A 21210-nucleotide genomic window follows, 5' to 3' on the forward strand; every position below is an offset into this window, starting at 1 on the left:
GGAGGAAAGCATGAAAACTGGAGGTCAACTCGTCGTCGACGCGCTCGTCGCCAACGGCGTCAAGCGCATCGCCTGCGTACCCGGCGAAAGCTATCTGGCGGTGCTGGACGCGCTCTACGACACCGACATCGATGTCGTCGTCTGCCGCCAGGAGGGGGGCGCTGCGATGATGGCCGATGCCTGGGGCCGCCTCAGCGGCGAGCCCGGCATCTGCATGGTGACCCGCGGCCCCGGCGCCACCAATGCCTCGGCCGGCCTCCATGTTGCCAAACAGGACTCCATCCCGATGATCCTCTTCATCGGCCAGGTGCAGAGCGAGGCGCGCGAGCGCGAAGCCTTCCAGGAGATCGAATATCGCCGCGCCTTCACCGAGGTCGCCAAATGGGTCGGCGAGATCGACGACCCCGCTCGCATCCCGGAATTCGTCACCCGCGCCTTTGCGGTCGCAACCTCCGGCCGACCTGGCCCGGTCGTGTTGACACTTCCCGAAGACATGCTGACGCGCAGCGCCGATGCGCCAGCCGCAAAGGCCTACCAGCCGGTCGAGGGCCATCCCGGCCCCTCCCAGATCAAGAAGCTCGGCGCGTTGCTCGAAAACGCCAAGCGCCCGATCGCCATTCTCGGCGGCACCCGCTGGACGGCTGACAGCGTCGCCGAATTCCAGCGCTTCGCCGAACGCTGGAGCTTGCCGGTCGGCTGCTCCTTCCGTCGCCAGATGCTGTACGACCATCTGCACCCCAACTATGCCGGCGATGTCGGTATCGGCATCAACCCGGCGCTCGCCAAGGAAATCAAGGAAGCCGATCTCGTGCTTCTGATCGGCGGACGCTTCTCCGAAATGCCCTCGTCGGGCTACACCCTGATGGATAGCCCCTACCCGCGCCAGACGCTGGTGCATGTGCACCCGGATGCCTCCGAACTCGGCCGCGTCTACCGCCCGGAATTGCCGATCGCCGCCAGCCCGCGCGACTTCGTTGCGGCCCTCGGGAGCCTTGCGCCCGCGGCCGAGCCAGTCTGGTCGGCACGCACAAGGGCGATGCACGAAGCCTATCTCAAATGGTCGACACCGCCGGAAACCGGCCCCGGCGACGTGCGCATGGGCCCGATCATGAACTGGATCGAGGCGAACACGCCGGAAGACACGATCTTCACCAACGGTGCGGGCAACTACGCCACCTGGGTGCATCGCTTCCACCGCTTCCGTCGGTACGCGACACAGGCAGCCCCCGCCTCGGGCTCGATGGGCTACGGCCTGCCTGCCGCCGTTGCCGCCAAGCATCTGCACCCGGACCGTGAAGTCATCTGCTTTGCCGGCGACGGCTGCTTCCTGATGCACGGCCAGGAGTTCGCAACCGCGGTGCGCTACCGCCTGCCGATCATCACCGTCGTCGTCAACAACGGCATCTACGGCACGATCCGCATGCACCAGGAGCGCGACTACCCCGGCCGCGTCAGCGCCACGGACCTGACCAACCCAGACTTTGCAGCACTCGCCCGCGCCTATGGCGGCCACGGCGAGACGGTGGAAAAGACGGAAGAGTTTGCCGATGCGTTCCTGCGCGCCCGCGCCAGCAGCAAGCCGGCGATCATCGAAATCAAGCTCGATCCGGAAGCGATCACCCCGACGCGCACGCTGAGCGAGATCAGGAAGGGTTGATGTCTATCGTTGTCCCGAAAGCGCGCCGCGACTTCGGGACAACGATACGTATAAAAACAAGGAGATGGATCGTTTCCGTGAATCCGTTTGAGAGCGAAAACGATCTCAACGACATCACTCGAAAGCGTCGATGGTATCGGGTGATCGAACAGCGATCGGCGTGACTGTTGAGACATGCGGCCCCGCAGCGCGCTCTACTCCTCCAGCCACTCCGTCGCAAACGCCCCGGTCGCATGCAGGTCGGTCGTCTCGAGGCGCCCCGGCCCAAGATTTTCGAACTTGTGCGGCACGTTAGCCGGCGCCACGACGATCTGCCCGGCTTCAGCCTCGATCTTTCGATCGCCGACGGTAAACAACGCCCTGCCAGTCCGGATGATGAAGGTCTCGGGATAGGGATGGCGATGCAGCTTCGGCCCGCCGCCGATCCTGTCGGTAGTAAAGAACATCACCGAGACGTCGGTGCCATAGGCGCCACCCTGAAATTCGCCCTGCCAGACATCGGGCTTTTCAGCCCATTGCTCGCGTTCGATCAGATGTAGGCCCGTCATCCAGCATCCTCCGCCATTCGATTGTTCGAATCACGGGCGAGCCGGCATGTCGGTATGCCTGGCACCCTTGGGCGCAAGGCATTTCTGGGCGCAGTGACGCCCGTGCACTGCTGCGCTGAACCGGCTCAGCCGCGAATATGCTGTGTCTGCTGAAACACCGCCGTCGAGCGGGCGCCCGAGCGGCAATAGCCGAGCATCGGGCGCTGGAATTCGTCGAGCGCGTCGACCATCTTCTTGACCGCATCCGCGGTCACGCCCATCGGGCCGACGGGAATGTGCATGGTCTCGATGCCCAGTTCCTGCGCGCGCGCTGCGATGGAATCGAACGTCGGCTGGTCCGGCGCCTCGAAATCGGGGCGGTGGCAGACGATGGACTTGAAGCCAAGCGCCTTGATCTGGTCGAGGTCCTCGACCGTGATCTGGCCGGAAACCGAGTATTCATCGTTGATCGGGCGAATGTCCATGGCAGCTTTACCCTTGCAAAAAACCTGAGGCGATTGATGTAGGCGCGGTACCCGTCGTCGTCAATTCCAAACGCTTGAGTCAGGAGACGGCGAAGGCAATCGCATAGGTCTGTGTTTGCCCGGGCTCGAGCAGTTGCAGCTCGCCGGCAGCACCGAGCTCCGGCCGTTTGGCCAACCGATGCGACGCAGGCTCGATGCTGATGACGTCGGCGTTGCCGCGCTGACAGCGCCACATCTGGAGATAAGGCAGTGTGTCGGCGCGAAAGCGCACCGTCAGCCGCTTGCCGCCGGTAAGCGGCGAAAGCGCCACGTCTGACCACCCATCCGCCCCGACTTCGCCCGGAATGCAGAAATGCGCGCTCTCACCCTCGCCGAACCGCCAACCGCGCTCCCCCGCGGCAAAGGACGGGCTGATGATGCGCGTATCGTCGCTAACCAACCTGCCGGCAATGTTGAGGTGGTACATCATCATCGGTGGAAAGGCGTCAGCGCCGGTGTTGGTCAGCCGGTCTTCCAGCATCACCTCGTCCCGGTCGGCGTCCACGTGCCAGCGCCGCTCCAAAAGCGCGTGGCCGCCATCGGCAAGGTTGACCTCGACCGTGGCGATGCAAAGCGTGGCGTCGGCAGACATGTGCGTATGCTTGACCGGCGTGCCGGCAAGCGAGCCGTGAAGGGGATAGCGCGCGCCCTCCTCGCCGGCTGCAATCGGCTCTGGATGGCGGATGTGCTCCGGACCGCAGGTGAAGAGAAAGCCGGCAAGCGCCCGGTCGATACGCGGATCGCCGTCGGAGGGAATCGCCGCCCCCGGAGAAAGGTCGCCGCCATCGACGACGAAGGCAGCGATGTCGAGTGCCGACAACCGATCGAACAGGATGTGGTTCTCCTGCGCGTCATCAGGTGCATCAAATCTCGTTCGCATGCACCGGCCCTCCAGCCCAACCCACGGGAATCACAGCGATCACAAAGACATGATAGCCGATTGGGGCTGTTTCTCATCGGTTGAAAGCTGCTAAGACGCGGCCTAGATAGAATTTAACCGCTTATTCATGATGAATTCATTTTTTTCACATTAACGTCGAAATCGGAATGTACCGCGCCACATCAACCACCATGAGAACAGGTTTTATCGTGACGTCAGCGACCCGCACCGGCCTCTCGCTCCTCGCCGCAGCCGGCTTCCTCGCCGTGGATCTTGCATCCGCCTTTGCTCAGGAAGGCTACGGCCGCAATCGGCCTGGCAATGGCGATGTGATGCTGGTGACGCCGGAAGGCGAGATTCTCGACTACATGCCGGGGGCCGACGAAGTGCGCACAATGCGCGACCGCCGCGGCCGTACCGTGCTGGTCGACAACTGGGGCAATGTGGTCGCGACCGTGGTGCCGTCAGAAGGGTATGGTGCCTATCGCCGCCAGCAAGAAACGGACGTCTACTCCAACAGTCGTAGCCGCGATCGCGGCTATGGCTATTCGGAACCCGGCGACGTCACCGGCTCCATTCCGGATTATCGCGACCCTGACTATCGCGACGTTGTCCCGCCCTCCGTCGAGCGCAACGATCTGCCCAACAGCCTGCCCGGCCTGATCGACGGCGACGAACAGGCGGCGATCGACCCGCAATACGACCAGCCGCTCCGGCAGACCATGCCGCCGGCCATCTCTGTCAAATCCAAGTCGCGCGCCGAGATCACCGCGTTGCAGGTGTTCCTCGACCGCGAAGGCTTCTCGCCCGGCGTTATCGACGGCAAGATGGGCTCGAACGTCACCAAGGCGATCGAGGCCTGGCAGCAGGCAACCGGCGAAACGCTCGATCCCAACAACACCGAGGACATCCTCGAGCGGCTACGCATGAGCGGCGGCCTGCCGATCACCAGCTACACCATCACGGCCGCAGACGCCTCCGGCCCCTACGTCGCCTCGATCCCTGACGACTACGCCCACAAGGCGATGCTGCCGCACATGTCCTTCACCTCGACGACGGAAATGCTCGGCGAGAAGTTCCACATGGACGAGACCTATCTGCGCGAACTCAACCCGGGCGTCGACTTCACCATTCCCGGCACGATCATCAAGGTCATCAACCCCGGTGAAAACCGCAAGGAAAAGGTCGCGCGCATCGTCGCCGACAAGGCCCGCAAGCAGGTGCTGGCCTATGACGCCGCCGACAAGCTCGTCGCCGCCTATCCGGCAACGATCGGCTCCTCCGACACGCCTTCGCCCTCGGGCACCGTCAATGTCGAGCGCATCGCGCTCAATCCCGGTTACACCTATAACCCGAAGATCAACTTCAAGCAGGGCAACAACGACAAGATCCTGACGTTGCAGCCAGGCCCGAACGGCCCGGTCGGCACGGTCTGGATCGCACTCTCGAAGCCGACCTACGGCATTCATGGCACACCGGAGCCGTCGAAGATCGGCAAGACCCAGAGCCACGGCTGCGTTCGCCTGACCAATTGGGACGCGACCGAACTCGCCAAGATGGTGAGCGTCGGCGTCACGGTCGAGTTCGTCGACTGAGACGTCAGTCTGGGCGCCTAAGCGTAAGCGCGCGCCTTCTAATCGACGACGTCAAAATACCTGGAGAAAGAGGCTTCCCCTGGTCCCTCATTCTGGCCTTGGGCCGGAATCCAGCGACCTGACATCCGTCAGGTCGAAACACTTTTCATCCCAAAGACTGGAATGGTCCGCAGTTCCTGCGGACCTGCAAGAGATTCCTGTGACAGGCACAGGAATGACGCTCATGGCCGTCGCCGAGCATACAAGGCGATTTGCCGGCGACAAGAAGAGCTGCATCCAAAGGCTCGATACATAGGGGATGGTTGCTCGTCCCAACCATTGCGGCAGGGATCATCGCGAAGCCACAGAATTCCTCCCGAGTCCGTTGAAATCGCAGCTTTTTGCTTGCGCCTTCACCCAATTGGGGGAGTGACACCGACATGCCCGCGTTGAAAATGGCCCTGTCTGCTCAAGGACGTCTTGGTCAGGCTATTTTCATCGGAACCCATAGGGCCGGTGCGGCGGACCACCGTCCCGGCAAAGACATTTACACCCGACTACTCCACCGACACGACCCAGACCGCGGCCGCCCACGAACCGGCTGCGGTCACTTTTTTTGCAGGGGCCACCCGGCACCATGCTCCAAGGCGCCCGGTCGTCACGGCCTGATGAAACCCATCACAACCTCATGAAACCCATCATGACCTCATGAAACATTGTCATGAGAAATTTGAAGGCGATGGCCCTATCACTTAGCCACCTCTAAACTTCAGACCCTTACCGAAGGAATGTCCGTCATGGCGACCGAGCGCACCCTGCCCAACCTCTGGCATGCGACGGCGCCGGCAGCGCCGGAGACCCGGCCGCTCGGCCGCGACATCACGACCGATGTCGCCATCATCGGCGGCGGCTTCACCGGTCTTTCCGCAGCGCTGCACCTCGCCGAAAAAGGCGTGAAGGCGACAGTCATCGAGGCAAAGATGATCGGCTTCGGTGGTTCCGGCCGCAATGTCGGCCTCGTTAATGCCGGCATGTGGGTGAAGCCCGACGACCTGATCGCGACGCTCGGACCCGAAGCCGGCAATCGCCTGCTCGGCGAACTCGGCGACGGCCCGGCAATGGTCTATGCCCTTGTCGAAAAGCACGGCATGTCCTGCGAAGCCGTTCGCAACGGCACCCTGCACATGGCCGTCGGTGCCGAGGGTCTGAAGGATATCAGCGACCGCGAAGCCCAGTGGAAGAAGCGCGGCGCGCCGGTCGAGGTTCTCTCGGCCGAGCGGGCAGCAACGCTTTCCGGTGCGAAAGGCTTTTCCGGCGCGCTGCTCGATCGCCGCGCCGGCACGATCCAGCCGCTTGCCTATGCGCGCGGCCTTGCCCGCGCTGCGCTTGCCGCCGGTGCCGAGATCTATACCGACACGCCGCTCACAGGCGCCGAGCGCCAGGGCGAGACCTGGGTGCTGAAGGCGGGTGCGAATACCGTCAAAGCCAAGCAGGTGATCCTCGCCACCAATGCCTATGGCGGCATGTTCGCCGAGGCACCCTGGCAGCAGCACACGCATGAACTGACGATCCTGCCCTATTTCCAGTTCGCCACCAATCCGCTGCCGGAGAAGGTCGCAAACCGCATCCTGCCGGAGCGTCAGGGCACCTGGGATACCGGCCTCGTCATGACCTCTTTCCGCATGGACCAGCAGAACCGCCTGATCTTCGGTTCGATCGGACGTCTCGATGCGATGGCCGAAGGCACGCACCGTGCCTTTGCCGCCCGTTCCGTGCGCAAGCTCTTCCCTTACATCGGCGATTTCCGCTTCGAATACTGGTGGGACGGCCGCATCGGCATGACCACCAACAACCTGCCGGCCATGCACACGTTGGCGCCGAACGTATTTTCCGTCAGCGGCTACAACGGCCGCGGCATCGCGCCGGGCACCGTCTTCGGCAAGGCACTCGCCAACCACGTCACGGGTGAGACCTCGGCGATCCCGCTTGCCGAGACCCCCATCACCCCCGACACCTGGCGCACCGTCAAGTCCGCCTTCTACCATGCCGGCGCGCAGGCGAAGCATCTGGTCGATCGGCGGTTCTGAGCGGTTTCGTTCCGTACGGCGCGATCTGTGTCATCGCAAGCACCATCTCAAAGACAGGTTCCATGCCGCCGCGGCTGTGCCGCAGGGAGGCACCCACTCTCCTTGTCATCCTCGGGCTTGACCCGAGGATCCATGCCGCGCCACGCGCAGAATGATGTGTCGTCGAAGAACCGAAGAGCTTGAACCTCGGGTCAAGCCCGAGGATGACGCGTTGGGAGGTCGGTGCCACGAGACCCGTGCCCATCGGCAAACTCTAACGTTGCGATTCCACTCGGTGAACCCTCTCGGCGGTGACGAGCGGAGCGGGCGGCGTCGAGCGCAACGAACGTCGACATCGAGAGGCACATTGCGCACGGTCGGCAATCCCGGGGCACCCGTGAGGCTTCGCAACAACAGACAGCGCCCCGGATCGTAATGATTCGAGGCGCTGTCGGTCAGACTGAAATATGCGGCGTCAGGCCGCGCGCCGATAGCCGGACGGGCTGCCGACATGAACCTGGGTGGACGTCTTGAACGCCTTCAGCTTTAGCGCGATCTGTTCGGATTCCACCGTCAGCGCCTGGCTTGCGGCATTGGCCTCTTCGACCATGGCAGCGTTCTGCTGGGTGATCTGGTCCATCTGGCCGATGGCCGTGTTGACCGCCTGCAGGCCGGTTGCCTGTTCTGCCGTGCTGGCGCGGATGTTGCCGAAGACCGAACTGACCTCGACCACCTGCGAGACGATCTGCTGCAGCGACTGGGCAACCTGGTTGACCGAGTTGACGCCGTCATCCACCTGGCCGCGCGACTTGGCAATCAGCCCCTGGATGTCCTTGGCCGCATCGGCGCAGCGCTGGGCGAGCGCCCGCACTTCGGAGGCGACAACGGCAAAGCCCCTGCCCGCTTCGCCGGCGCGTGCTGCCTCGATGCCGGCGTTGAGCGCCAGAAGGTTGGTCTGGAAGGCGATTTCGTCAATCACGTCTACGATGCGGGCAATACTTGCCGACGACGTCTGGATTTCCTGCATCACCTCGATCGCATGCGTGACGACCTCGCCGCTCCGCTCGGCGTTGGCGCGGGCGGCAATCACCGTCGAGTTCGCCTGATCGGCGCCTTCGGCCGTCTGCTTGACCGTCCGTGTCACCTGCTCCACGGCAGCGGCGGTTTCTTCAAGGTTTGCCGCCTGCCGTTCGGTGCGCTTGGCGAGATCGTCGGCGGCTGCCGCAATCTCCTTGGCGCTGAGATGGATCTGGCTGGCGCCGGCCTCGATGCCGCCGATCGCGCGGGCAAGCTCGCTGATCGCGTGGTTGAAGTGTTCGCCGAGTTCTTCGTAGGCAACAGGCAGGTCCGCGGCGATGCGCGCCGTCAGGTCGCCGTCGGAGATCTTCTTCAGCGCAACACCGAAGGTCTCGCTGACGAGCTTGCGTTCGGTTGCCAGCACCTCTTCCTGAACCGCGCGCTGCTTGGTGACGTCGGAAGCGTCCATGTAAACCGAGATCGACAGGTCCATGTCGAGGAACATGCCCTTGACGAGGCTCGACAGCATCGCGCTCATCTCTTCCGCCGAAGTCGCCTGGCGCGAGAACAGGCCGCCCTTCGGCCAATGCGCCTTGACGATCTCGGTGATCAGATGCTCGGCGATCAGCGCGTAGCCGCCGATATACCAGCGCGGCTCAAGCCCAATGCGGGCATGCACCTGGCCGATGGTGCGCACCTTCGCACCGTATTCGTCGTTGAAATTGCCGTCGGCGATATTAGCCCAGTGGCCGACCTGCGCGCCCTTGGCGCGGTTGATATGCGCGTCCGACGAGAAGAAGCGGTTCGTTTCCGGTGTCTTCTTCACCCGGGCGTAGAACTTGTCGAGCGCCGGCGCCATTTCCTTATCCAGGATCGGCTTCAGGGTCTTCAGGCTCGCCTTGGCCGCATCATCAAGCGCCATGAAATTAAGACGACCGGCAATGTCTTCCTTGCCGGCAGCGACGTGTTCCGTTTTCATGCGCGACTTCCCTGCATGCTCTTGCTGGATCATGGAAGCGGGACGGGAGACCGGGCGAACGAGGTCACATCCACAATCCTTACCGCAATCATGGCGGCTACCTGCACCTCGGCAAACCGCCATCAGGTACAATCACTTTCCATCAGTACACGTATAAGCCCATGGTAAAGGAAGCCTTACGGGAAACAGCCAATTCGAGTGGTCGCCACGCGATTCAACCGGAATTGACGAACATCAATTCCGGTTGTGATAGTTTTCAGAACGGGTGGTGCTTGGTCAGGCCGCGCGTCGCGAAGCCCAGGATGGCGCACGCGAAGCCCAGGAGCGCCGCGCCTTGATCGGCGTCAGGGCCTGCACTTCCTTGGCAAGGGCAATCGCATTTTCGCGCGCCTTGTCGAGGTTGCTGACGCGGGTCTCGTCCATCGACTGCAGCGTTCCACCACAGTCGAAGATTTCGCGATAGGCAACGCGTTCGACGATCGGCGTGTCGAGCACCGAGACACCGCGAGAGGCAAGCAGCGTCTTGATGGTCTGCAGCGCCCGCGTCGTCACCAGCGAATTGACGCGGGTGAGCACGACCGAATGGTTGATGCGAACCCGGGCCCTCTCCTCGATCTGGCGGATAAGTTCGAGGATCTGCACGGCACCGCGCGCGTCCATGGCACAGCCCTGAACCGGGATCAGCACCTGGTCGGAAAGGGCCAGCGCCAGCGCGACGATCTGGTCCTTGGCGCCGGCGAGGTCGATGATGATGTAATCGGCCTCTTCCTTCATTTCCCGAATATGACATTCCAGCGATGCCGGGGTGATATGGGAGATGACAGAGAGATTGGCGATCTGGCCGGAGACTTCCGCCCAGCTGGTGATCCAACGCTGCGGATCAGCATCGAGAACCACGACGCGGTGTCCCTGTCTTGCCAGTTCCGTCGACAGGATCAGCGCCGCCGTCGTCTTGCCCGCGCCGCCCTTTGCATTGGCGAAAGTGATGACCGCCATCTTATTCCTCATTCTATCCTGTGTTCCCGCGCCCTGCCCGACCGAGCGTTCGGCCGGCCATTGCCGCTTAATAGAACCTTTCAGAACATGGTTAACGAATTGGAAATTTTCGCTGGCAAAGATTAACACCACCCTGCCCAATCCGCGGGCAGGACACGAAAAAGCCCGGAAACTGGGGGTTTCCGGGCTCGAAGAAAATTAACACTCAGAGGCTTCTGGGCAATGCACCCGTGCTCAGATGCATTCCCTGAACAGTTTCTTGGCCGCATCGAGCGTCAGCTCGACCGGGTTGCCGCCGGCGGTCGGATCGACGATCGCCATTTCCGACATCTCGTCGATACGGTCGGTGCCGACGCCGAGTGCGGAAAGCTTGTCGGGAACGCCGAGTTCCTCGCGCAGCTTCAAGACATAATCGTAGAAGCCGTCGAAGCCGCCTGAGATGCCGAGATAGGCCGCCGCCCGCACGATCTTGTCCTCGATCGCCGAGCGGTTGAAGCGCAGCACCGGCGGCATCACCACGGCGTTCGTCATGCCGTGATGGGTGTTGTAGATCGCGCCGACCGGATGGGAGAGCGAGTGGATGGCGCCGAGCCCCTTCTGGAAGGCCACAGCCCCCATGGCCGCCGCACTCATCATGTTGGCGCGGGCTTCGATATCGGTGCCGTCCTTGTAGGCGCGCGGCAGGTATTCCTTGACCAGCCGCATGCCCTCGAGCGCGATGCCGGCCGACATCGGGTGGTAGAACGGCGAGGAATAGGCTTCCAGGCAATGGGCAAAGGCGTCCATGCCGGTGCCAGCGGTGATCACTCTGGGCATGCCGACCGTCAGTTCCGGATCGCAGATGGTGACGGCGGGCAGGAACTTCGGATGGAAGATCACTTTCTTGACGTGGCTGGCCGAATTGGTGATGACGCTGGCGCGGCCGACTTCCGAGCCGGTGCCCGCCGTCGTCGGCACAGCGACGATCGGCGCGATGCCCTCGACGCTGGCACGCGTCCACCAGTCGCCGACATCCTCGAAGTCCCAGACCGGCCGCGTCTGCCCGGCCATGAAGGCCACGCATTTGCCAAGGTCGAGGCCGGAGCCACCGCCGAAGGCGACGACGCCGTCATGGCCGCCATCCTTGAAGGCCTTGACGCCGGCGGCCAGGTTGACGTCGTTCGGGTTCGGATCGACGTCGGCGAAGATCGCCCGGCCAAGGCCGTTGGCCTCGAGGATATCGAGCGCATTCTGCGTGATCGCCATCGGCGCCAGGCCACGGTCGGTGATCAAAAGCGGCTTCTTCATGCCGGCCGCCTTGCAGTGGTCGGCAAGCTCCTTGATCCGGCCGGCGCCAAACTTGATGGCGGTCGGATAGCTCCAGTTCGCGGTGATCGTCATGCTGTGACTTTCTTCAGATGGTAGGATTTCGGGCGGGTAAGGTTCTGGAAGCCGATGACCGAAAGCGAGCCGCCGCGGCCGGTTTCCTTGACGCCGGTCCAGCAGAGCGCCGGATCGAGATAGTCGGCGCGGTTCATGAACACGGTGCCGGTCTCAAGGTCACGGCCGATGCGCGAGGCGCGGTCCGCATCCTTGGTCCACAGCGACACCGTCAGCCCGTACTGGCAATCGTTCATCAGCTCGATCGCCTGGCTGTCGCTCTTCACCTTCATGATGCCGACGGCAGGCCCGAACGTTTCCTCGCGCATGAAGGCCATGGAGTGGTCGACGTCGACCAGCACCTGCGGCGCGAGATAAGCGCCGCCATCGTCCTGCGGGAACAGTTTCGGATCGACCAACGCCTTGGCGCCCTTGGCCAACGCATCGGCGATCTGCTCGCGAACGGTCGCGGCAAACCGCTTGTGCGCCATCGGGCCAAGCGTCGTTTCCGGATCAAGCGGATTGCCGAGCTTGTAGTTCGATACCCAGGCGACCGACTTCTCGACGAAGGCGTCGTAGAGCGATTCATGCACATAGATGCGCTCGATGCCGCAGCAGCACTGGCCGGAGTTGAAAGTTGCGCCATCCATCAGGGTGTCGACCGCCGCATCGAGATCGGCGTCTTCCATGACATAGCCCGGATCCTTGCCGCCGAGTTCAAGGCCAAGGCCGGTGAAGGTGCCGGCAGCCGCGCGCTCGATCGACCGGCCACCTTCGACCGAACCGGTGAAGTTGATGAAGTCGAAACTTTTCGCCGCAATCAGCGCCGCCGTCGTCTCGTGGTCGAGGAAGACGTTCTGGAACACGTCGGCCGGAACGCCCGCCTCGACGAAGGCGCGCACCATGCGCTCGCCGACGAGGATCGTCTGGCTGGCATGCTTGATGATGACGGTGTTGCCGGCCATCAGCGCCGGCGCGACCGTGTTGATCGCGGTCATGTAAGGATAGTTCCACGGCGCGATGACGAAGACGACGCCATGCGGCTCGCGCTCGATGCGACGGCCGAAGCGGTCGCTGTCTTCGACCAGGATCGGCTGCAGCGCGTCGGCGGCAATCGACGCGACATAGTTCGAGCGCTCGTTGAAGCCCTTGAACTCGCCGCCGTAGCGCACCGGCCGGCCCATCTGCCAGGCCAGTTCCGGCACGACCTCGTCGACCATCTCGTTGAGACGGGCGACACCGGCCAGCACCAGATTGACGCGCTCGTCCAGCGGACGGCGGGCCCAAGCCTTCTGCGCCTGACGGGCACGCGAAACCACCTGCTTGGCCATATCCAGCGGCAGCGCCGGGCGTTCCGCGTAGACCTCGCCATTCACGGGCGAAATGCACTTGATCATGCTCATGATCGTCTTCCTGTTTGTTCCATCGGATTTCTCGTTCGGTGCTGCGGCCGCCCCTCATCCGGCCTGCCGGCCACCTTCTCCCCGCAAGCGGGGCGAAGGAAATATGCCGCGCCGTTGCTCCCACCCAAGCCCGATTCGCAGGGCAGGTCCCCTCTCCCCGCAGGCGGGGAGAGGGTTAGGGTGAGGGGCAAATTCCGCGCCCTCCTTACGCTCTTTCAAAGCCGCGTGCGACCTCCCAATCGGTGACGCGGCGGTCGTACTCTTCCTGTTCCCACTCGGCCGCGCGCACATAGTGGTCGATGACCTCGTCACCGAAGGCTTCACGCAGCATCTTGGAGCCGGTCAGCGCTTCGGTCGCCGCCCGCAAGGTACGCGGAATCTCGCGCACGTCCTTGCCGCCATAGGCATCGCCGACGAAGGGCGCTTCCAGCTCCATCTTGCCTTCGATACCGGAAATGCCGGCGGCGAGCAAAGCCGCGAAAGCGAGATAGGGGTTGAGGTCGGAGCCGCCGACGCGGCACTCGATGCGGATCCCCTTGGTGTCCTCGCCGCACAGGCGGTAACCGGCGGTGCGGTTGTCCTTGCTCCAGACGGCCTTGGTCGGGGCGAAGGTGCCGGCCATGAAGCGCTTGTAGGAATTGATGTAGGGCGCGAGGAAATAGGTGATTTCGCTGGCGTGGCTCAAGAGACCGGCCACATATTGGCGCATCTGCTCCGACATGCCGTATTTGCCGTCCTTGTCGAAGAATTTCGGCGTCTTGCCGTCGGCGCTCCACAGCGATTGGTGGATATGCGAGGAAGAGCCGGCAGCCTGATAATTCCACTTGGCAAGGAAGGTGATCGCCTTGCCCCGCGACCAGGCGATTTCCTTGCAGCCGTTCTTGATGATGGCGTGCCGGTCGGCCATCGTTAGCGCGTCGGCGTAACGCACGTTGATTTCTTCCTGGCCGGCGGACGCCTCGCCCTTGGAATTCTCGACCGGAATGTCGGCGCCTTGCAGGCCGTTGCGGATCGCCCGCATCACATCTTCTTCCTTGGTGGTCTGGAAGATGTGGTAGTCCTCGTTGTAGCCGCTGACGAGTTGCAGGTCGCGGTAGCCGGACTGGCGCGCGTCGTCATAGGTCTGATCGAAGAGGAAGAATTCGAGTTCGCTCGCCATGAAGGCCTTGAGGCCCATGGCCTCCAGCCGCGCGATCTGCCTCTTCAGGATGGCGCGCGGCGAATGCGGCACTTCCGCGTGGGTGTGATGGTCCAACATGTCGCACAGCACAAGGGCCGTGCCTTCGAGCCACGGAATGCGCCGGAGCGTCGAAAGATCAGGCTTCATCGTATAGTCGCCGTAACCTTTATCCCAGCTCGTCGCCTTGTAGCCCGAGACGGTTTCCATCTCCATGTCGGTTGCCAGCAGGTAGTTGCAGCTATGCGTTTCCTGCCAGGCGCTGTCGACGAAATATTGCGCGTGGAAGCGCTTGCCCATCAGCCGGCCCTGCATGTCGACCTGGCAGGCGAGAACCGTATCGATGCGGCCGGCGGCGACATCCTCTTTCAATTGCTCAAACGAATAGCTCATCAAATTCATCCCATGTTTCGGCAAGCAGCCGTTCCCGTGGCCGCAAAAAGAAAGGCGGAAGCTGCAGATGCGCTCCCGCCCATTTTATTATTGCTTAGACTTGGCCGACTGCCTTTTCGGCTGCGGCGATTTCCGCCTGGCGGCGGGCCACTTCGTCGCCGATCGGCGGGCCGCGGAAGCGGCGGTTTTCCAGACCGAACCAGATGATCGCGGTCAGCACCAGGAAGCCGACGGTGATGTAGAGCGCCCAGTCGTTCGGCGGCTGGATGCCGAGAACGAAGATCAGCGCCATGGCGATAATCGAGAGCACGGCAAAGATCTTGAACATACCCTCGCCCAGGTTCCACGGGCCCATCTTGTCCCACTTCGACGTGCCCCAGGCGAAGAGGCCGAGCGTGATCGGGATCGCGAAGGAGAAGAACAGGAAGATGACCGTGCACGACACGACGATCGTGTAAACGGGCGTCTCGCCGATCGCGACCAGCGACGAACCCCAGACGAAGAGCACGGCGAGGATCGAACCGGTCCAGATTGCTGCCACCGGCGTGCGGTAGGTCGGGCTTACCTTGGCAAGCGCCTTGGAGGCCGGCAGACCGCCGTCACGCGAGAAGGCGAAGATCATGCGCGAGACCGAGGTCACGGTTGCCAGGCCGCACAGCCACTGGCTGACGAGGATGGCGAGGTAGAGCACGTCCTTCATCACAGGGTGGACCTGTGCGTCCATCGCCCAGAAGAACACGTTCCAGCCCTGCTTGGCGGCTTCGTCCATGTTCGGGATCATCAGTACGAACGAGCACAGCATAATGTAGCCGAACAGCGCCGACCACAGCACCGACGAAACCATGCCGCGCGGCACGGATTCTGCCGCTTTCACGGTTTCTTCCGAGGTGTGCGCCGATGCGTCGTAGCCGGTGATCGTATAGATCGGCAGCAGCAGGCCGAGCAGGAAGACCCAGGTGCCCGAGGTCGCGGGCCACACGTTGCCACCCGTCTCCCCGGAATAGTTGGAGAAGGTGAAGAGGCGGGCGATGTCGTAGCTGTCGGCCACGGCAAGGCACACGCCCGCAAGCAGGATCGACGTCGCAAAGATCAGGTAGCCCGAGAAGTCGGTGAGCTTGGCCGTCAAGCCGATGCCCATGTGGTTTACCAGCGCTTGGGCGCCGGTGATGACAGCCAGGAAGATGATCCGCGTGAGCGTCGTATCCGCAAGGCCGAAATACGGCGTGCCGAACGAGCCCATGAAGAAGTAGTAGGTGCCGACATTGATGGCGCCGAGCACAGTAACGAGACCGAGCAGGTTGAACCAGGCGGTCAGCCAGCCGGTGAATCGGTTGCCGAGGATCGAACCCCAGTGATAGAGCCCGCCGGCGGTCGGATAGGCCGAGCTGATCTGTGCCATGGCAACGGCAAAGACGAGCGAGATGAAGCAGCCGAGCGGCCAGCCGATGCCGATTGCGGCCCCACCCGCACCCGACGTTGCCTGGGCCAGCGAATTGATGCCGCCGGAGAGAATGCAGATGATCGAGAACGAGACCGCGAAGTTCGAGAACCGGCTCATGCGCCGCTCGAGCTCCTGGGCATAGCCCATCGAATGCAGGACCTGCATGTCCTGCTTTTTGTCGAGATCACTGTAGTCTGACATTGTTCTTCCCCTGATTTCTTCAGACCCGGCCGCCCCATTGCGGCAGGATCCCATCACTACCCGCCCCGGCAAGCCGGAACGGGACCGCGGCAAAGCCGCTCCCCAGGGTCTTTTATTGTGCTGAAAGTGCTGCCACGCCTTGGCTGAGCAGCCCTTCCAGATAATCGGCCATGACCCTCTGGCCGATCTCGTTTCGAATGAGATCGTTACGGATCTCGATCATCACATTCGGCAATCCGTTGTGGACGCCGTATTCGATCAGGCTATGCGTGACACCATCGGCCGGCCCGTAAGGCTCGTTGCGGCGGATGTCATAGGCAACCTTGCCCTTGGTTGCGAAGGTCAGCATCTGGTCGGCGAGCCGGCTGTCGGCGTCATGCAATATGCCGACCTCGACGGAACGCGGCTTGCCGAAATAGACGGGTGTGAACGAGTGCATGGTGACGACCACGGGCGGCTTGCCCTTGGCCTTGCGCTCGGTGACGAACCGGCTGACGGCATCGTGAAACGGCAGGTAGATCTCGTCGACACGCGCCTGCCGCTCGTCCTCCGCCAAATCGCGGTTACCGGGAACCTCGAAGACTTCGCTGACGGCAGGCATGGCGCCGTCGGCCTCCGGTGGACGGTTGCAATCATAGGCGAGGCGCGAGAAGCGCTGGTAGATCAGCGCCGCATCGAGCTTGCGCGACAGGAGCTCGGCAACGGCGAGCGCCCCCGGATCCCAGGCAATGTGGCTTTCGAGCGCCTGCTGCGAGAGGCCGAGCGAACCCAGCCGCTCGGGCACCCGGCGCGACGCGTGCTCGCAAACGAGAACGATTTCGCCTCTGCCGGCCGCATTCTCGATTGCAACCGGATCGCCGTCTGTATCGGTCAAAAGTCGCGTCAACACCGGCATCCCCTCTTGCCCCGTTAGACGTTCATTAATGAAAAGATTTGTTCAGAGATTAGCCAGTGTCAATCGAAATCTGAAACGATCTCTTCAAAATTGCGATTGACTCCAATTGTGACAGCGATGTTTAATCTGTCACAAACTGGCATTAGACCAGTTCAGGGGAACCGATTTGAACAGCAAGGCGACATCCACGACGGTGTTGGATGTGATCAATGCCCACTTCACCGCGCTGACCCGCGCGGAAAAGCAGTTGGCGGAGACACTTCTCGACAATTATCCGGTCTCGGGACTCGGCTCGATCACCACGGTCGCCGAGAACGCCGGCGTGTCGACGCCAACAGTCGCCCGCATGGTGCAAAAGCTTGGTTTCAAAGGCTTTCCCGACTTTCAGTCGCGGCTGCACCAGGAGCTGGAAGCGACGATTTCCAACCCGATCACCAAGCATGACCGCTGGGCCGCGAGCGCGCCGGGCACCCACACGCTCAACCGCTTTGCCGATGCCGCCATGAACAACATGCGCGAGACGCTCTCGCAGATCGAGCCGCAGGAATTCGACGATGCGGTGGCGCTTGTCGCCGATCGCAAACGCAGCGTCTATCTGCTGGGCGGCCGTATCACCCGCGCCGTTGCTGATTATCTCTTCACCCACCTGCAGGTCATCCGCCCTGGTGTCACCGAAATTGCCTCCAATGCCAGCGCCTGGCCGCACTACGTGCTCGACATGCGCCATGGCGACGTACTGATTCTCTTCGACATCCGCCGCTACGAGCAGGAGATGGAGACACTCGCGAAATCCGCCCTCGACCGGGGCGTCGAGATCGTGCTCTTCACCGATCGCTGGAGTTCGCCGGTCGCCAAATCCGCCTCCAAGGTCTTCCGCTCCCAGATCGAGGTGCCATCCGCCTGGGACAGTTCGGTAGTGATCCTTTTCCTCGTCGAAGCCCTGATCGAAGCCGTTCAGAGCTCCAACTGGGACGCGACCCGCGACCGGATGAAGACGCTCGAGGGGCTGTTCGATTCGACCCGCATCTTTCGCAAACCGGTTTAGGAGGGACAGCCGGAACGTTCACGAAGTTTTATGCACCTGTGTTTCAGTGAAAGCGCCGTGTCGGAAAAAGATTTGTTCTTCCAACGACATGCGCGGCGCCAACAGACAGATCGCTGTCACATAAGTTTCATAGCATCTCTTTAACAGCATCGCCGAAATTGACTGAAAACCCATAAGGAGAACGCCAGTGATTTCAACGACTCAACGCCTGCTCTCGCTTTCAACCGCCATTCTCTTGGCAACGACGGCTATTGCCGCTGCCGAGCCGAGCGCCGAGCTCATCGAAGCCGCCAAGAAGGAAGGCATGCTGACCACCGTCGCCCTGCCCCACGACTGGTGCGGTTATGGCGACGTCATCGCCGCCTTCAAGGCCAAGTATCCGGAAATCCAGGTCAACGAATTGAACCCCGACGCCGGCTCTGCGGACGAAGTCGAGGCGGTCAAGGCCAACAAGGACAACAAGGGCCCGCAGGCGCCTGACGTTGTCGACGTCGGCCTTGCCTTCGGTCCGCAGATGAAGGCCGAAGGCCTGCTGCAGCCCTACAAGGTATCGACCTGGGACGAAATCCCTGACAGCGTCAAGGATGCCGAAGGCTACTGGTACGGCGACTACTACGGCGTGATGTCCTTCCTGGTAAACAAGGACCTCGTCGCCAACGCGCCGAAGGACTGGGCCGACCTCTTGAAGCCGGAATATGCTGGCCAGGTAGCGCTTGCCGGCGACCCGCGCGCCTCCAACCAGGCGATCCTCGGCGTTCTCGCCGCTGGCCTCGCCAAGGGCGCAAAGTCCGGCAAGGAAGCCGGTGAAGCCGGTCTCGCCTACTTCGCCGAGCTGAACAAGGCCGGCAACTTCGTTCCGGTTATCGGCAAGTCCGGCACGCTCGCCCAGGGCTCGACCCCGATCGTCGTTGCTTGGGACTACAACGCCCTCGGCTGGGCGAAGACGCTCAACGGCAACCCGCCGACCGAAGTCGTCGTTCCTGCCAGCGGCGTTCTCGCCGGCGTCTACGTTCAGGGCATCTCGGCCTATGCGCCGCACCCGAACGCTGCCAAGCTGTGGATGGAGCACCTCTATTCCGACGAAGGTCAGCTCGGCTGGCTGAAGGGCTTCTGCCACCCGACGCGCTTCAACGCCATGGTCAAGGCCGGCAAGGTTCCGCAGGAACTGATCGACGCCCTGCCGCCGGCAGCAGCCTACGAAAAGGCCTACTTCCCGACGCTCGAAGAAGTCGATGCCAACAAGGCAGCGGTTACCGGCGCCTGGGATTCCGTGGTCGGCGCCAACGTTCAGTAAGCGTTTCCACAATCATGCTGCCCCGGCCGGTTTTCCGACCGGGGCAGATGCTATAACCATAAGAAATTCAATGAACGACCGCGTCCGTAACGCGGCTTCTCGGGGCGAACGGAATGTCATCTGCTCACACCGGCGCCAGGCCACCTGCGCGCCGTCTTCCGCTTCACTGGCTCGGCGTCCTGCCCTTTGCAGCGTTCGTGTTCCTTTTTCTGATTCTGCCGACGATGAAGATCGTGGTTGGCGCCTTCCAGACGCCTGAGGGCAGCTTTACGTTCGACAACGTCATTGGCCTGTTCACACCCTCGATATTGTCGGCCTACTGGATCTCCATCAAGATCAGCATCGCCTCGGCGCTTCTCGGCTGCCTGATCGGCTTTGCGATCGCGTCCGCGGTCGTCTTCGGCGGATTGCCGAAATGGATCCGCGGGCCGCTTCTGACCTTTTCCGGTGTCGCCTCGAACTTCGCCGGCGTGCCGCTCGCCTTTGCCTTTCTGGCGACGCTCGGCCCCGTCGGCATCCTCACCGTCTTCCTGCGCTCGAATTTCGGTCTCGACCTCAGGCTGCTCGGTTTCAACCTCCTGTCCTTCTGGGGGCTCACCGTCACCTATCTGTTCTTCCAGATCCCGCTGATGATCCTCATCATCACCCCGGCTCTCGACGGGTTGAAGCGCGAGTGGCGCGAGGCCGCCGAAATTCTCGGTGCGACGGGCTTGCAATACTGGCGCATGGTCGCCTTCCCGATCCTGCTGCCCTCGCTTCTCGGCACCCTCGCGCTCCTCTTCGCCAACGCCTTCGGAGCCGTCGCGACCGCGATCGCGCTCACCGGCTCGTCGCTGTCGATCGTGCCCATCCTGCTCTTCGCCCAGATCCGCGGCGACGTTCTCGGCAACCCGCACCTCGGCTACGCGCTCGCCTTCGGCATGATCGTCGTCACGGGCATCGCCAACGCGATCTACATCTGGCTTCGCGCCCGCAGCGAGAGGTGGCTGAAATGAAGAAGATATGGGCCTGGGGGGCCCTGATTTTCGGCCTCCTCTATTTCACCCTGCCGCTCATCGGCATGACGAACTTCTCGCTGAAGATGCGCCGCGGCGAGTATTCCTTCGACGCCTATGCGAAGGTCTTCAGCGACCCGCGCTTCCAGGAGACCTTCACCTACTCCATCATGCAGGCGCTGTTCACCATCGCCTTCGGCGTGCTGCTTGTGGTGCCGACGGCCTACTGGGTTCGCCTGAAGCTGCCCGGCTTGCGGCCCTACATCGAGTTCATCACGCTGCTGCCGCTCGTCATTCCGGCAATCGTCATCGTCTTCGGCTATATCCGTCTCTACAACACCTCGAGTTGGCTGCCGCTGACCGGATCGATCGCCGGCACCAACGTGCTTCTGATGTTCGGTTATGCCATCCTCGCCCTTCCCTACATGTACCGGGCGGTGGACACGGGGCTTCGGACGATAGACATCGCCACTTTGACCGAGGCCGCCCAAAGCCTCGGCGCGGGATGGGCGACCATCCTCGGACGGATTATCCTGCCCAATGTTCTGGTCGCCGTGCTCTCGGGCGCCTTCCTGACGTTTGCCATCGTCATCGGCGAATTCACCATGGCAGCGCTTTTGAACAGGCCGGCCTTCGGTCCGTATATGCAGCTTCTGGGCGCCAACCGCGCCTATGAGCCAGCCGCCCTCGCCGTCATCGCGTTCGGCATCACCTGGGGCTGCCTCGGCCTCATCCAGCTCGTCTCGCGCTTCCAAAAAAGCGCGCCTCCCAAGGCCTGAGGATCGGT

General features: G+C 62.5%; 17 protein-coding genes. 7 read left to right on the forward strand and 10 right to left on the reverse strand.

What is annotated here, in order from left to right:
* The first annotated feature begins 10 nt into the window (after positions 1-10).
* On the forward strand, positions 11-1657 hold the full coding sequence (locus HT585_RS10360; RefSeq protein WP_176352814.1) for a thiamine pyrophosphate-binding protein: 1647 nt from the start codon (positions 11-13) through the stop codon (positions 1655-1657).
* Between the two features lie 194 nt (positions 1658-1851).
* Here HT585_RS10360 and HT585_RS10365 read toward each other — a convergent pair whose 3' ends face one another.
* From HT585_RS10365 to HT585_RS10375, 3 genes are all read right to left on the reverse strand, one after another.
* Positions 1852-2205: a cupin domain-containing protein gene (locus HT585_RS10365; protein WP_176352815.1), complete on the reverse strand. Its 354-nt coding sequence runs from the start codon at positions 2203-2205 to the stop codon at positions 1852-1854.
* A gap of 125 nt (positions 2206-2330) precedes the next feature.
* Positions 2331-2669 carry a protein tyrosine phosphatase family protein gene (locus tag HT585_RS10370; RefSeq protein ID WP_176352816.1) on the reverse strand — a complete coding sequence of 113 codons (339 nt, stop codon included), beginning with the start codon at positions 2667-2669 and terminating at the stop codon, positions 2331-2333.
* A 79-nt stretch (positions 2670-2748) separates the two neighbouring features.
* Positions 2749-3588 (reverse strand): DUF4432 family protein, encoded by an 840-nt coding sequence (locus tag HT585_RS10375; protein ID WP_176352817.1) that lies wholly within the window; start codon positions 3586-3588, stop codon positions 2749-2751.
* Positions 3589-3755: 167 nt separating this feature from the next.
* On the opposite strand from HT585_RS10375, the gene HT585_RS10380 reads away from it, so the two are divergent.
* Both HT585_RS10380 and HT585_RS10385 read left to right on the forward strand, forming a co-directional pair.
* The gene (locus tag HT585_RS10380) at positions 3756-5183 is read left to right on the forward strand and encodes a L,D-transpeptidase family protein (protein WP_176352818.1); all 1428 of its coding nucleotides are present in this window, start codon (positions 3756-3758) and stop codon (positions 5181-5183) included.
* Between the two features lie 776 nt (positions 5184-5959).
* Entirely contained in the window at positions 5960-7249 is a 1290-nt protein-coding gene (locus HT585_RS10385; RefSeq protein ID WP_176352819.1) for an NAD(P)/FAD-dependent oxidoreductase, read from the forward strand.
* A gap of 454 nt (positions 7250-7703) precedes the next feature.
* Here the strand turns inward: HT585_RS10385 and HT585_RS10390 are convergent, their stop codons facing one another.
* The 7 genes from HT585_RS10390 to HT585_RS10420 form a co-directional block, all read right to left on the reverse strand.
* Positions 7704-9224 (reverse strand): globin-coupled sensor protein, encoded by a 1521-nt coding sequence (locus tag HT585_RS10390; RefSeq protein WP_176352820.1) that lies wholly within the window; start codon positions 9222-9224, stop codon positions 7704-7706.
* 276 nt (positions 9225-9500) lie between these two features.
* Positions 9501-10220, reverse strand: coding sequence for a ParA family protein (locus tag HT585_RS10395; RefSeq protein WP_176352821.1), 720 nt, complete (start codon positions 10218-10220; stop codon positions 9501-9503).
* A gap of 234 nt (positions 10221-10454) precedes the next feature.
* On the reverse strand, positions 10455-11600 hold the full coding sequence (locus tag HT585_RS10400; protein WP_176352822.1) for an iron-containing alcohol dehydrogenase: 1146 nt from the start codon (positions 11598-11600) through the stop codon (positions 10455-10457).
* Positions 11597-12982, reverse strand: coding sequence for an aldehyde dehydrogenase family protein (locus HT585_RS10405; RefSeq protein WP_176352823.1), 1386 nt, complete (start codon positions 12980-12982; stop codon positions 11597-11599). The genes HT585_RS10400 and HT585_RS10405 overlap by 4 nt, the downstream gene beginning before the upstream one ends.
* 205 nt (positions 12983-13187) lie before the next feature.
* Complete coding sequence (locus HT585_RS10410; protein ID WP_176352824.1) at positions 13188-14552, reverse strand: glutamine synthetase family protein; 1365 nt, start codon at positions 14550-14552, stop codon at positions 13188-13190.
* A 94-nt stretch (positions 14553-14646) separates the two neighbouring features.
* Positions 14647-16194 carry an amino acid permease gene (locus HT585_RS10415; protein WP_176352825.1) on the reverse strand — a complete coding sequence of 516 codons (1548 nt, stop codon included), beginning with the start codon at positions 16192-16194 and terminating at the stop codon, positions 14647-14649.
* Positions 16195-16306: 112 nt separating this feature from the next.
* Positions 16307-17080 carry an N-formylglutamate amidohydrolase gene (locus HT585_RS10420; RefSeq protein WP_173421056.1) on the reverse strand — a complete coding sequence of 258 codons (774 nt, stop codon included), beginning with the start codon at positions 17078-17080 and terminating at the stop codon, positions 16307-16309.
* A 175-nt stretch (positions 17081-17255) separates the two neighbouring features.
* Between HT585_RS10420 and HT585_RS10425 the strand changes: the two genes are divergently transcribed.
* From HT585_RS10425 to HT585_RS10440, 4 genes are all read left to right on the forward strand, one after another.
* On the forward strand, positions 17256-18134 hold the full coding sequence (locus tag HT585_RS10425) for a MurR/RpiR family transcriptional regulator (protein ID WP_176352826.1): 879 nt from the start codon (positions 17256-17258) through the stop codon (positions 18132-18134).
* 187 nt (positions 18135-18321) lie between these two features.
* The gene (locus tag HT585_RS10430) at positions 18322-19428 is read left to right on the forward strand and encodes an ABC transporter substrate-binding protein (RefSeq protein WP_173420647.1); all 1107 of its coding nucleotides are present in this window, start codon (positions 18322-18324) and stop codon (positions 19426-19428) included.
* Positions 19429-19541: 113 nt separating this feature from the next.
* A complete protein-coding gene (locus tag HT585_RS10435) occupies positions 19542-20423 on the forward strand; it encodes an ABC transporter permease (protein WP_176352827.1) in 882 nt (293 codons plus the stop codon).
* Entirely contained in the window at positions 20420-21202 is a 783-nt protein-coding gene (locus HT585_RS10440) for an ABC transporter permease (protein ID WP_115419716.1), read from the forward strand. Before HT585_RS10435 ends, HT585_RS10440 begins: the two co-directional genes overlap by 4 nt.
* The last annotated feature ends 8 nt before the right edge of the window (positions 21203-21210 follow it).

The sequence above is a fragment of the Ensifer oleiphilus genome (genome assembly GCF_013371465.1).
GTDB lineage: Bacteria > Pseudomonadota > Alphaproteobacteria > Rhizobiales > Rhizobiaceae > Ensifer > Ensifer oleiphilus.